13 protein-coding genes and 1 pseudogene are annotated in these 13,018 nt (G+C 38.8%); 2 read left to right on the top strand and 12 right to left on the bottom strand.

Annotated elements, in window-relative coordinates; genetic code table 11:
- Positions 1–5: 5 nt before the first annotated feature.
- Positions 6–848 (bottom strand): fumarate hydratase, encoded by an 843-nt coding sequence (locus KHA99_RS19135; RefSeq protein WP_213119098.1) that lies wholly within the window; start codon positions 846–848, stop codon positions 6–8.
- A 3-nt stretch (positions 849–851) separates the two neighbouring features.
- The gene (locus KHA99_RS19130) at positions 852–1,526 is read right to left on the bottom strand and encodes a GntR family transcriptional regulator (RefSeq protein WP_213119097.1); all 675 of its coding nucleotides are present in this window, start codon (positions 1,524–1,526) and stop codon (positions 852–854) included.
- A gap of 366 nt (positions 1,527–1,892) precedes the next feature.
- On the opposite strand from KHA99_RS19130, the gene KHA99_RS19125 reads away from it, so the two are divergent.
- On the top strand, positions 1,893–3,284 hold the full coding sequence (locus KHA99_RS19125) for an amino acid permease (protein ID WP_213119096.1): 1,392 nt from the start codon (positions 1,893–1,895) through the stop codon (positions 3,282–3,284).
- A gap of 109 nt (positions 3,285–3,393) precedes the next feature.
- On the opposite strand, the gene KHA99_RS19120 is transcribed toward KHA99_RS19125, so the two are convergent.
- The 6 genes from KHA99_RS19120 to KHA99_RS19095 all read right to left on the bottom strand — a co-directional run bounded on the left by KHA99_RS19120 (position 3,394) and on the right by KHA99_RS19095 (position 8,385).
- Positions 3,394–3,687, bottom strand: a complete 294-nt coding sequence (locus tag KHA99_RS19120; protein ID WP_307852137.1) for a manganese efflux pump — start codon at positions 3,685–3,687, stop codon at positions 3,394–3,396.
- A 478-nt stretch (positions 3,688–4,165) separates the two neighbouring features.
- Positions 4,166–4,921, bottom strand: a complete 756-nt coding sequence (tatC, locus tag KHA99_RS19115) for a twin-arginine translocase subunit TatC (protein WP_213119094.1) — start codon at positions 4,919–4,921, stop codon at positions 4,166–4,168.
- 127 nt (positions 4,922–5,048) lie between these two features.
- On the bottom strand, positions 5,049–5,984 hold the full coding sequence (locus KHA99_RS19110) for an LCP family protein (RefSeq protein WP_213119093.1): 936 nt from the start codon (positions 5,982–5,984) through the stop codon (positions 5,049–5,051).
- Between the two features lie 92 nt (positions 5,985–6,076).
- Positions 6,077–6,724, bottom strand: coding sequence for a helix-turn-helix domain-containing protein (locus tag KHA99_RS19105; protein WP_213119092.1), 648 nt, complete (start codon positions 6,722–6,724; stop codon positions 6,077–6,079).
- A gap of 348 nt (positions 6,725–7,072) precedes the next feature.
- Positions 7,073–7,807 (bottom strand): TPM domain-containing protein, encoded by a 735-nt coding sequence (locus KHA99_RS19100; protein WP_213119091.1) that lies wholly within the window; start codon positions 7,805–7,807, stop codon positions 7,073–7,075.
- Positions 7,807–8,385 (bottom strand): LemA family protein, encoded by a 579-nt coding sequence (locus tag KHA99_RS19095; RefSeq protein ID WP_213119090.1) that lies wholly within the window; start codon positions 8,383–8,385, stop codon positions 7,807–7,809. The genes KHA99_RS19100 and KHA99_RS19095 overlap by 1 nt, the downstream gene beginning before the upstream one ends.
- Before the next feature lie 201 nt (positions 8,386–8,586).
- Here KHA99_RS19095 and KHA99_RS19090 point away from each other — a divergent pair, with 201 nt between their 5' ends.
- Positions 8,587–9,240 carry a hypothetical protein gene (locus KHA99_RS19090; RefSeq protein ID WP_213119089.1) on the top strand — a complete coding sequence of 218 codons (654 nt, stop codon included), beginning with the start codon at positions 8,587–8,589 and terminating at the stop codon, positions 9,238–9,240.
- A gap of 283 nt (positions 9,241–9,523) precedes the next feature.
- On the opposite strand, the gene KHA99_RS19085 is transcribed toward KHA99_RS19090, so the two are convergent.
- The 4 genes and pseudogenes from KHA99_RS19085 to KHA99_RS19070 all read right to left on the bottom strand — a co-directional run bounded on the left by KHA99_RS19085 (position 9,524) and on the right by KHA99_RS19070 (position 12,696).
- Positions 9,524–10,789: a glutamate-5-semialdehyde dehydrogenase gene (locus tag KHA99_RS19085; protein ID WP_213119088.1), complete on the bottom strand. Its 1,266-nt coding sequence runs from the start codon at positions 10,787–10,789 to the stop codon at positions 9,524–9,526.
- Positions 10,790–10,877: 88 nt separating this feature from the next.
- Positions 10,878–11,648: pseudogene (proB, locus tag KHA99_RS19080) on the bottom strand (glutamate 5-kinase); the annotation flags it as partial.
- Positions 11,645–12,493: a pyrroline-5-carboxylate reductase gene (gene proC, locus KHA99_RS19075; RefSeq protein WP_213119086.1), complete on the bottom strand. Its 849-nt coding sequence runs from the start codon at positions 12,491–12,493 to the stop codon at positions 11,645–11,647. The pseudogene proB and the gene proC, both read right to left, overlap by 4 nt.
- A gap of 14 nt (positions 12,494–12,507) precedes the next feature.
- Positions 12,508–12,696, bottom strand: coding sequence for a Fur-regulated basic protein FbpA (locus KHA99_RS19070; RefSeq protein ID WP_213119085.1), 189 nt, complete (start codon positions 12,694–12,696; stop codon positions 12,508–12,510).
- Between the last annotated feature and the right edge of the window lie 322 nt (positions 12,697–13,018).

Raw genomic sequence — 13,018 nt, 5'->3', positions numbered from 1 at the left:
CCCTCCTATAACACAGCCGTCTTTTTACGGGCAGCATGACATTGAATATTTACCGCAACTGGCAGTGCAGTTATATGACAGGCATATGTTTCAATTGGCACCCATAGCGCCGTACTGGTCCCGCCTAACCCTTGCGGCCCTATTCCTGTGTTGTTAATTTCCTCAAGGAGTTCTTTTTCCAGCTGCGCAATATGCGGTTCATGATGATGAACACCGATTTCCCTCAAAACGGCATGTTTCGCCAGTGAGGTTACTTTATCAAAGCTTCCGCCGATGCCAACTCCGACGACAACAGGCGGACAGGCCTTCCCGCCTGCTTCTTTAATCGTTTGTAAAACAAAATTTTTAACCCCTTGCATCCCTTCACCAGGAAGTAAGAATTTCATCGCACTCATATTTTCACTGCCCCCGCCTTTAGGCAGGACCGTGAATTTAATCTGGTCTCCGGGAACGATTTCAGTATGTACGACTGCCGGTGTATTATCCCCGGTGTTCACGCGAATGAGTGGGTCACCGACAACTGATTTTCTTAGATACCCTTCCCGATATCCAGTGCGCACCCCTTCTTGGATTGAATCCAAAAAGTTCCCGCCCGTTATATGGACATCTTGGCCTACCTCTACAAATACAACGGCCATGCCCGTATCATGACAATACGGCATGTGATTGACCTTGGCTTCTTCGGCATTTTCTAGAAGCTGCTGCAAGATTGTTTTTCCAATCGGCGATGCTTCTGTCTTCTCAGCCCTTCTAAATCCTGCTAATACATCTTCAGGAAGGTAATAGCAGGCCTCCCAGCAAAGCTTGGCAACGGTTTCAATGATTTGATCAACATGAACGATTCGCAAAAATTATCTCTCCTCTAATTGTTCGATTACATGAACTAAGTTACTTAGATCCTCTTGCGTATGCTCTCTTAATCTATCAGCTGCTTTTTTCGGGTTTCTTTCTTTTATTGCATCATAAATCTCCCTATGTCCTTTTAAAATCGTATTGAAGCGGTTTTCACCTTGGATGTTTAATACACGGTAATACTGGATCAAACCATTCAAACCCTCAACAAGCTTCATTAATCTGGGGTTCCCGCTGTACTGGATAATTAGTTCGTGAAAACGGGCATTACATGCAATAACCCTATCTGTTATTACTTCTTTCATTGCTTGCTCAGAATCTTCTAACGTTTTTTCAAGCTCCTGCAGCTGTTCCTCTGTCGCTCGTACCGCTGTCAGTTCAACAGCAGTAGATTCCAGGGAAATCCTGCATTCGTAAATATCCCGCACATCCTGTAAGTTTGGTTTGTAGACGGATATTTGTGACTTTTGATCCATTACTAGTAAACCTTCCATCACCAGTGCCCGAATCGCTTCTCTTACTGGGCTCCGGCTGGTATTATAAAACGTCGCAATTTGAGCTTCATATAATCGATCCCCTGGTTTGTATATACCATTAAAGATGCTTTCTTTTATCGATTGTTGAATTTGTTGATAATAAGGTAACGGCTTTTGCAATGGATTGCATTCCAACATTTGCACACCTCTTTTCCAATTTTTAATTCGTATCTAATTTTCTTGTCGACAGTCGAGTGTTATATTTTTATTATAATTAAAAAATTCAGATATTTCAAATCCAAATTTTCATTTACTGGCCTGTTTTAGGCTTTTTTAGCAAAAAGACCAGGCGGTTCAAATTTTATTGGATTCAAAATTAAGTTTTACAAGTATTACGTATTCGTGAAAACCCTTTTGTAAGTTTACTTCATTTTTTTCAAACACATTAGTATTAGGCAACTTTTGTATATCTCCATTTATTAAAACATAGTTGTTTTATTAACCTTAAAAACTTCAATTAAAATAATAGGTTGTTACTTTTTAAGGTAGAAATGGAGGTAATCAATGAAATCTTTTATGAGAAGGAAGTCCATTAACGAACTACAGCAAGAAGGCACAAATAGTACCAGACTTCAACGTGTCTTGGGATTATGGCAGCTGACAGCGATCGGGTTGGGGGGAATCATTGGTGTAGGAATTTTCGTTCTGACTGGAGTGGCAGCTGCAGAACATGCAGGACCTGCCGTTATCTTATCATTTATTATCGCGGGGCTTGCCAGTGCGGCAGCGGCATTATGCTATGCGGAATTCGCCGGCTTAATTCCAGTCGCGGGCAGTGCTTATACCTATAGCTACGCTGTCTTGGGTGAGGGAGCCGCTTGGCTGATTGGGTGGGATTTATTGCTTGAATATACCCTGGTCATTGCAGTAGTGGCGATTGGATGGTCAGGGTATATGCAAGAAATATTACAGCAAATCGGTATTCATGTTCCTGTATGGGCACAGGGGGCTCCAGGAACAGGTGCCGGCCATAAAATTGACCTGATTGCCATGATTATTAGTTTAGCCATTGCCGGGCTGCTAACGATTGGGATGAAATGGGGAGCACGATTTAACAACTTGATGGTCATCATCAAATTAAGCATCGTGGTTGTGGTCATTGCCGTCGGCAGCTTTTACGTTGATACTGCCAACTGGCATCCGTTTATGCCATTTGGTTTTCACGGTGTGATGGGTGGTGCCGCACTGGTATTCTTCGCCGTATTCGGATATGACACATTAACCACTGCTGCAGAAGAAGCGAAAAATCCGCAACGCGATTTGCCACGGGCGGTGGTCCTGTCCTTAACGATTGCTCTTTGCCTTTATATCGGCATGTCCCTCGTGATTACAGGAATGGCTCCATATGAAACTTTAGGGAATGCAGCCCCGATTGCGAAGGCCTTTAGTCAAGTGGGGTTGAATTGGATTACCTTGATTATTTCTGCGGCCGCCATCACTGGGATTTTATCGGTACTGTTTTCCTTTATGCTTGCCGGTTCACGTATATGGTTCGCGATGAGCCGCGATGGTTTGCTTCCGAACTGGTTTGCAAAAGTACATTCCAAATATAAGACCCCCTACCGCCCTACACTGATTATTGGTGCGGTAACAGCTGTTGTTTCCGGCTTAACTCCAATCAATGAAGTCGCAGAACTCGTCAACATCGGAACCCTGTCCGCCTTTATCCTAATTTGCGCTTCCATCATGGTGCTGCGCGTCAAACAGCCTAATCTGGAAAGGCGATTTAAAACGCCGTTGGTTCCATTCGTCCCTATTATCGGGATTGGTTTTTCGATTTATCTAATTATCAGCCTGCCTTCGATTACTTGGATTCGCTTCGTGATTTGGATGTTGGTGGGGTTTGTTGTTTATCTTTTGTACGGTAAACGAAAGAGCAACCTTTCTAAAAATTAATCTTTAATGGAGCTGCTTCGGCGGCTCTTTTTTTGTATGGAAAGCTTTTAATGAGTAGAAATAAAGAAGAGAGTTGGCAAATACCCCACCCCTCTTTTTAAATCAGTTTTTATACAATCATTTCGTAAACACCAATCATTATTAACAGTATACCCGCAACAAAATTAGAATACTTGCCAACGTTCATACCACAAATTTCACCTCCAAGTTTTACTCCACTCCAAATGGATAGTACCGAAAATAATCCAATCGAATTTGTTGTTAAAACTGGAGAAAGACCTGTAATACCTGCTCCCAACCCCATTACTAAACAATTGATTGCTAACGCAAACCCTAATAATATCGATTCCTTTACTGAAATCACTTTATCATCATTAACATCTGCCGAATCTGGTTGACTGATAACATGTGTAAATTAGAGTCAACTTTCACTTTGCTTGGAGTTTCTTGAACAGAAAAGGAGTCTGCTATGCATTTAATCCCAATACTACTAATAATTAAACCACCAACAAAATTGGCTAATGCAATAGAAATAAACTGCGTAACGAATTCACCTGCAATAATGGAAAGCTAAGCACAAACCATTGAGACGATAGCAATAATCAAATTAGAAGCAAAGGGAATTCGCGTTGACCTTAATCCATAAGAAACACTAATGCCTAAATTATCTAGATTTGCCGCAATACCTATTAACAAAATAGATAAATAATGCATATTCTCCTCCTGTGGGTGTGCTGTTCATCTAGCTGCCACTTTAGAACAATTCTTTTGTGTATTTATATATTCGAATGGTTTGAATTATGTTAATAAGGTTTCAACTCTTCGAAAATATAAAAAGGAGACCCATTGATGAGCTCCCTCAAAAAACTCTATTCATTTTTTTAATTGTTAATTAGCTCCATTTCTTTATTAAAATCTTGAACACTAAGACTTTTTTGCATTCGTTTGAATACCATTTTGGATAATAAAACGCTTATCTCATATATTAGAATCAGTGGAATTGCTACGGAAATATGAGAAATAAATTCTGGCGGAGAGATCATCGAGGCTATTATGACCAGAATGAAATACGCATATTTTCTGAGTTTTACTAATTTATATGGATTCACAATGCCTAAAGTTGTTAAAAACATCGAGACAAGAGGCAATTCAAACGCTACACCAAAAGGTAAAGTCATATTTATTAAAAAACTAAAATATTTATCTGCCGTAAAAGAGGTTGTAAACATATCATTTCCTAATTTGATAAGAAAGCTCATAACATTTGGGAAAATAAAAAAATAACCAAATGCAAGCCCTCCAATAAAAAGAAAGAACAAGGCAGGAATATACGCTAATGTAACCTTCCTTTCCCCTGGCTTTAAAGCAGGTTTTACAAATAACCAGATTTGCCATGCAGCTATTGGGATTGTTCCAGTTACAGCAATAACAGTTGCGATATGAAAATAGATCCAGATAATATCGCTGGGGCCGAGAACCATTAATTTAAAATCAAGATTGCCCATAAAAAAAACATATATTTCTTTGACATAAACCATTCCTAAAATAAAAAATAATATGAAAACAATTGCCGAAATAATTAATCTTTTTCGCAACTCATCAAGATGCTCCGTTAAATTAAGTTCTTTATCATCCATAGTGTTACTCCTGCCTAATAAATTGAGACATTCCATAAAAAATGCAAGATGCCCACTTTCCATCATGCATTTTTCATGGGCAATTTTATCAATTTTACATCTTCATTTTCTTAATAACCCAAAATGATTATAATGATAAAAAATCATTTAGAGCAGACTCATTTTGTTCCAGGTTGATACTTAACACTGCACCAACGTTGTTGAATTGCTTATTTGTATAAGACCCATCCACGGGAATACGCATTGTTTTTATGTCATTAGATTGATTAGTAAGCAAATCTTTTCCCAAAGACAATAAAGTAGGTGTATCCAAATTAGTATCAACATATGGGTTTATAACCCCTAACATTTTAGGAAGTTTTAAAATACTTCCTACGTTCATAGCTTGATCCTTCAACTTGCCTATGACTTCCTGTTGTCTTTGAACCCGGCCAAAGTCACTTAATTTATCATGTCTAAAACGTACATATCCTAATAGCTTGTCCCCATGCAAGGTTTGTTTTCCAGGTTCTATTGTCGTTCCTATTCCATACGACATTTTAGAAGGAACATCCACTTCGATTCCATCTGGTGCAATAATATCGGCAATCTTTGAGAACCCTTCAAAATCAACTATAGCGTAATAATTTAAATCAATATCAAAGTTTTCTTTAATGGTTTGTCGAAGGAGCTCTGGCCCGCCATATGCATATGCTGCGTTTATTTTTTGCTTTCCATGACCCGGAATATTAACATATGTATCTCTCATAATAGAAATCAACTTAGATTGATGAGTATCCTGGTCATAATGGGCAATCATAATGGAATCCGTTCTGGCATGCTCTTCCCCACGAGAATCGCTTCCCAAAAGGAGCACATTAATTCTTCCAAATTTCACATCTTCTCCTTGAAAAGCTTTCGCTTTTTTCGTATCATCTTTAAATTTCCCGCCCTCAGCAAGTGAAACTCCTTGTTTATATTGATAAGTTGCATAAGCACCCACACTGCCAATCATTAAGAGAAGAATTAAAAGAATAATCCTTGTCCACTTGACACGTTTTTTCCTACGTTGCATTCTTTCCATAGTACACCTTCCCGATTATTTTTATTTTGTAAATCCTATCAATTCCCATTAACAACCAATTATAGGAATTAAACAATTTCTTGAATTCACGATCACTGTTTAATTGTTAGTAAATTTGCAACAAGTTGAATGGCCATAGCATCATCAATATAACCGACTGGAAAAATGTAATCTGGAATAACATCCACTGATACTATAAAATAGATTAGTGCACTTCCAGCAATTGCAAGCTCTCTTGGCGTTCCCTTATTTAAACGAAACCTCTCAAACATATCTTTTAGCTGGCTTATAAAAGGACCTAAACTGCCAATCTTTTTAAGCTTTTCACCAAAGCTTTTGAGAATACTTTCTTTTCCCTCTTCCGTTTGTGCATATTGTTCATAATTTGCTAACTGCCGTTCAACACTTGCTATGCTAAATTCAGAATCTATTAAATTAGAGGCTTCAAGTAACTTTTGAATACTTTCAACAGACATAGTGATATCAGATTGCTGAATTTCTTTTTTCTCTTCAACTGCAAAGCCTGCAGCGATAAATAATTCAGAGATGGGGACCCCTAAATAATCAGCAAACTTTTGTAAATGCTCCGGCTGCGCTTTTCGTTTACCATTTATGATCCGGGAGATTGTGGCTGTGTCAATACCAGTAAGTTCACTCAGCTTCCGCATGGATAAAGAACGTTCTTTTAGCAATTTCTTCAATAACAAACCAAGTTTGTTATCCCTTTTCTGTTCCGCCATTTTCGCTTTCATTCCTTTTTTACAATTCGTCGTATGAACATAGGAAACTATTAAAAACATAAAGAAAAATTTTCACAAAATTATGTACAGTTTCTCCAGTTCGGAAAAAAATGCTATTAGAAATATACATTTACGTTGACAATTTGTCAACACGAATTTTTCCTTTGTCAAAATTAAATGATGGCTTTTCAATGTTTCAGCTTTTTTGTAAAGGCTATTAAACCAATATGTGCCCGTCAAATTGTTAAAAATATAAAAAGCCTTAGACTAATTTAACAAGTCTAAAGCTTAAGGGTGGGGATGACACTTATAACCAGTTATATTTATGGAAATTAACTATCATCAAGTTTACCAGCCGCGGCTTGCACCGCCGCCACCCGAAGAGCCTCCTCCACCGCCTCGGCCACCACCTCCACCCCCTTTGCCATCGTCTCTAGACAGAATGGAAAGAACGAGATAGGTTAGGGCCCCTCCAAAAAATTTGAAATCAAGAAACACAAGAATAATGACCAAAAGAAAAATTAACCAACCTGGAATGCCGATTCCTTCATCCTCTTTTGGCTGGTCTCCTGCTTTACCATATTCGGCAAGAACCTCTTTTACCAGTACCCTATATGTTTCGACTACAGCTATATTGGGCTGCTCACTTTTTAGGTTGGGAATGGCGTATTTATCAAGAATTCTGCCTGCTTTTCCATCGGGAATCCTCCCTTCCAAACCATAGCCAACCTCAATCCTCAATTTTCGCTCGTTCATGGATAAGACGAGGAGCACACCATTGTTGTCCTTGCTGTTTCCAATTCCGTATTGCCGAAATGCTTCATTGGCATATTCTTCAATGGTTCTGTCGCCTATTGTTTGGACCGTTAAAACGACAACCTGCGCAGTTGTTTGGTCTTCAACCTTTCTTCCTAAGTTTTGTAATTCTTCTTTTTCCTTATCATTTAATATATGGGCAAAATCCTGGACGTAAATATCGCCAACTGGTTCTGGGATTTGGACATCCTCTGAAAATGCCTTTCCTGCAAAAAGAAAAATAGTCAAAAATACCAAAAGAAAGCTGATGGCCTTCTTTGCCTTCATTATCCATTGCCTCCTCCAAAATCAACCTTTGGAGCTTCAGAGGCCTTAGGATCTGCTTCAAAATATTCCTTTTCATCAAAACCTGTTATAGCTGCAATCATTACACCCGGAAAGCTTTTTACTTTTTTGTTATAAATCGCAACCTGGTCATTATAATCCTTGCGAGCAACGGCAATTCGATTTTCTGTTCCAGCCAATTCATCCATTAATTGTGTAAATTGACGATCTGCTTTTAGATTAGGATAGTTTTCAACAACAACAAGCAAACGGCTCAATGCGCCAGATAATTCGGCGTTAGCTGTGGCCTCTTCCTCCGGCGTTTTAGCACCGGCAAGTCTTGCACGTGCATCTGAAATAGAAGCGATGACTTCTTCTTCGTGGGCTGCATATCCTTTTACGGTATTTACTAAGTTGGGTACTAGGTCCAGTCTTCTCTGTAATTGATTTTCAATTTGAGCATAAGATTGATCGACGTTTTCTTCTAAATTAACAAAGTTATTATAACTGGACATTAACATAAATCCGAAAACAACGATGAACACTCCAATTATACCTAATCCAACAGAAACTTTTTTCATTTTCACAGCGCTCCCTTCCATACAGTATATAGCGCTTGAAAATAAATGCCTCTTTATAGGAATATTTTCACAAAACTGGACCTGCAGAATTGGCCATGTGAATCGTAAAGCCCAGATGAGAAATACCTAGCCCTAAAGCATTTCACTGAAATATCCAAAGTATAATAATGATTAAGATCATAAAATGGATGTGATTTTGTTATGGAATGGAAACCTGATAGGTTATTAGTTTTAATTCTTCTTTATGTGATTCTTAGCGGGTTCATGTTCTGGCTGCCAATAATAAGAGGATTATTCGATGGACCAACATACACGTGGTCAGGATGGATGGGATTAGGCGGATCTGGAATAGGAGGGCAGTATTGGCTGTTATTGATTCTTGTTTCCTTAATGACTTCAATAGTTATTTTGGGGTGGAGAGGAGCTCAAAAACCATTTCATTGGTTATTGCTAACATGGTTTATTCTTTTAGTCATTGAGTCAGGTTCTTGGTTCTTTTCTTCAGAAAAGGTCCATTTTAAAGGGGATACCCTAGGACTCAATTTTTCTTTGGAAAAAATAATTTTTCCTTTCGATGTATTTTTTTTGGTTCTTACTTGCTTATGGATTATTCGTGATAAGAGGTCAACTTCTCACTTCCAATCACCTTCTTGGAAAAGATTAAATCGTAATCTATTAATTGTATTTTTTTGCTTTTTCCCAATTCAATTAGTACTTCTTAGGTTTTTTGATAATAACAGGATATTTGACCAAATTGGAGTAATTCTGACTATATTTCAATGGATATTATTAAATTTATCGTTCTATCCATGGCAAAGTCGAAAACCACAGAAAAGCCCATCCAGACGTTCTTAAAAATTGGCTCTTTTCTAATATATTTCTGCTATAAGGATTCGCAAATAAAAGGGTTGAATTCGCAAACAGAACTCGTAAAATCGCAAATAAAAATACTGTATTCACAAATAAAACCTAAACATACCCCAAAAAAGTTTAATATTACTCTTTGTTACGTCGATTCTATAGAATGAAGCAACAATATTTACGAAAATAGCTTAAAAAATAGTTATAGCCTATTGTAAAAAAATCAAAGAAGCTGATCTAAAAGCACGCAATATGCCTTTAAATCAGCTTCTTTTCCTTATCTTATGTGGCCATTTCCGGTCATAATATATTTCGTCGTGGTCAATTCAGCCAACCCCATTGGGCCGCGTGCATGCAGCTTTTGGGTAGAGATTCCAATTTCTGCACCGAGCCCAAGTGCCCCGCCGTCCGTAAATCTGGTAGAAGCATTATGATATATCGCAGCGGCATCCACTAAGTCCATAAACTTCTTAGCAGTTTTACAGTTTTCAGTAATAATAGCTTCCGAGTGTTTCGTTCCATATTTATCAATATGTTCAATCGCTTCTTCCACACTTGTGACCGTCTTAATGGCGAGATCCAAACTCAAGTATTCTGTCGCCCAATCCTCAACGTTTGCCAGTTCAGCTCCAGGAATAACCGCCGCCGCTTTTTTATCAGCATGGACGGAAATATTGTGGTCTTTCAACGTTTTAATCAACGCCTGTTTATTGTGCTCCAGCCAGTCAAGATGGATAATTGCCGTTTCCACCGCGTTACATACAGCAGGTCGATCCGTTTTGGCATTCACCAGTATGTTCAGCGCCTTTTCCACATCCGCTTCCCTGTCAATATATAGGTGACAGTTACCCACTCCTGTTTCTAAGATAGGTACTGTCGCTTCATTGACAACTGAATAAATGAGCGAAGCCCCACCTCTTGGAATTAACACATCTATATGCTCTTTCATCGTAAACAGCTGCTGAGTGGCGATGCGGTCTGTACTCTCAATCAACTGAACCGCCTCTCTATGGATTGCCGTCTTATCCAGCGTTTCCTGAATCACTTTAAAAATAGCTTTATTTGAAAAAATGGCTGAGGAACCTCCCTTCAGGAGAATGGCATTTCCTGATTTCAAAGCAAGCCCTGTTGCATCAACAGTCACATTCGGCCGTGCTTCATAAATCATACCGATCACACCTAAAGGGACACATACTTTTTTAACAAGAAGTCCATTATCAAGTGTCCACTTGGAAAGGGTATCGCCGACAGGATCTGGAAGCTTGGCGACTTCACGAAGTCCGCTAGTAAAATCAAAAACTCGTTCTCTTGTTAATGTAAGACGATCCAAATAGGCCTCGCTATACCCTTCGATTCTCCCGTATTTTATATCGATTTCATTAGCCTTCAATATGTCCTCAACTTTCGCTTCTAGCTGATCTGCTAACAGAGTGAGGGCTTGATTTTTTTCTTCTGTCGATAAGATACTTAGTCTTTTGGCCGCTTTTTTTGCCTTGATTGCCTGAATTTCAATTTTTGTTGAATCCACTTTTAAAAGAACCATCGAATCCCTCCATTTTTTTTAAATATGATAAGGAAGATACATATCCTTTCTTTTAACCTCCTGTTTTTGAAACCATTTCCCGTTTGATAAAATAGGTCCCCGTTGCTACTTGATGGACGGCATCTTTTAATATATTAGGCGTTCCCGCTTTCCCTAAAAAGGAAAGGATTCCGGACGCCATGGCGATTTTAAAGGCATCAATTTTCGATCTCATTCCACCTGTTCCAACCGAGCTTCCAGAGCCGCCGGCTGCTTCTTCGATTTTAATGGTAATTTCGTGAACGTGTTCCAACCTTACAGCGTGGCTTTTTTTGCGGGGATCTGCATTATACATCCCATCAATATCCGAAAGAATAATTAACATATCGGCATCGATGAGTCCTGCTATCTTGGCGGAAAGAACATCATTATTTCCAAACTTTAAGCGATTGACTGTCACCGTATCGTTTTCATTTATTATTGGAACAATTCCACGATTTAGCAGGACATTGATTGTATTTCTAGCATTGTTATGACGGTTTTCATCCGATAAATCCTCTCTAGTGATGAGAATTTGTGAAGCAACATAGCCGTGGGAAAGAAAAAGCTCAGAATAGATTTCCATCAATAGGCTCTGGCCAATCGAGGCGGATGCTTGCTTTTCCGGCAGCGCTCTTGGTGGTTCCGTAAAACCAAGTTTTCGATAGCCCGCTGCTACAGCACCAGATGAAACAAGCAGCAGCTCGTGGCCTTCATCCTTTAATTGCACAACTTCTTCCACCAATTTTTCCAATTTCCTGCGGCTAATTTCACCACGAAGGCTTGTGAGTGAGCTGCTGCCAATTTTGACAACTACTCTCTTTTTAAAGCCTGAGGTCATCCAATCACTCCTATTTGGCGTCTTTGATAGTGGCTGTTCATTTCCTGAGAACGTTTTGCTGCTTCTTTAACGGCTTGCATAATAGCCCTTCCTCCGCCATGCTTCTCCAATGCCTCCAATCCGGCAGCCGTGGTACCATTCGGAGATGTCACTTTTTCTCTTAGCTCTGCCGGCGTATCCGTTTCCTGCATCATCATTTTGGCGGCACCCAAAATGGTTTGTGCACTTATTTGCTTAACTATAGCGGTATCAAGGCCACACTCTTTTCCTGCCTTTTCCATATGTTCGATTAAGTAATAAAAATATGCAGGGCCACTCCCAGCGATCCCTGTAAAGATATCCATTTTATCTTCGGCAATTTGATAAACAGTACCCAAACATGATAATAATTCCCTCACGATTGTCATCACTTTTTTTGTGGCATGTTTACCGGGACAGATCGCCGTGGCCGATTCACCAATCTTACTGGATGTATTGGGCATAACCCGAACAACAGGCTGCCCTTGTGGAAGATATCTCTCAATCGAGTTCGTGGGAATCCCTGCTGCAACTGATAGAATGATATGATTAGGTTTAAGCTTATTTGAAAGGTATTGTAATGAGGATTCTATGTCTTTGGGCTTCATGGCTAATATGAAGATGTCAATATGTTCAAAGGTTAACTCTTCTCGACTTATTCCCTTAATATCGTAAGTATTCTGGAGTTCCCGCAAACGTTTTTGATTCCTTCGGTTGGAAACCAGTATTTGTTTGGAAGGTATTTTGCCGGTATTAACAATACCTGCAATCATCGCCTCAGCCATAGAACCGGCTCCTAAAAAAACGACTGTTTGTTTGTTTAACATCCCATTCCTCCTTTTTAAGGGTGAAGATATTTTTCTTTTTTACTGGATTCCAAATTATAGATATAGTTGTACTCTTCCTCTAAATCACTTAAAGTCCATTCATATAGATGCTTATTATTCTTTTTATAAACACCTGATTGAACAAGCTGATCCATCAGAAATTGTCTTCTTTGCTTAACCACAGTTCTAAGTAAATTTTTCAAAACAGAAACCTCCCTTTTTTCAAAAAAAATATTAGTAATTAGTTGTCTTCTGTATTTACGGCAATTGATGGAAGGCAGGGCGTTGTGTTAAGGATCAATCTCCCCCTTTCCCATAAATGCCATTATAAAGAGGCGTTTTTTAAGAATTTGTCGATTGGGCTCGCATTTATTAAGTCTTAAAGGAATCTTTATCTTTCTTTAATAAAAGAAAAATAGATGTATTATTTGAAAAAAGGATCCGTATTTTCAAAGCGGCATTAAAGATATTTAAAATGAAAAAACCCGCCATTCTCCTAAATGGCGGGTAAAAAATTCATTTTCA

The organism is Neobacillus rhizophilus, from assembly GCF_018343535.1.
Classification (GTDB): Bacteria; Bacillota; Bacilli; order Bacillales; family Cytobacillaceae; genus Neobacillus; species Neobacillus rhizophilus.
The sequence above is the reverse complement of the archived record's forward strand: the minus strand, read 5'-3'. Positions and strand labels throughout refer to the sequence as shown.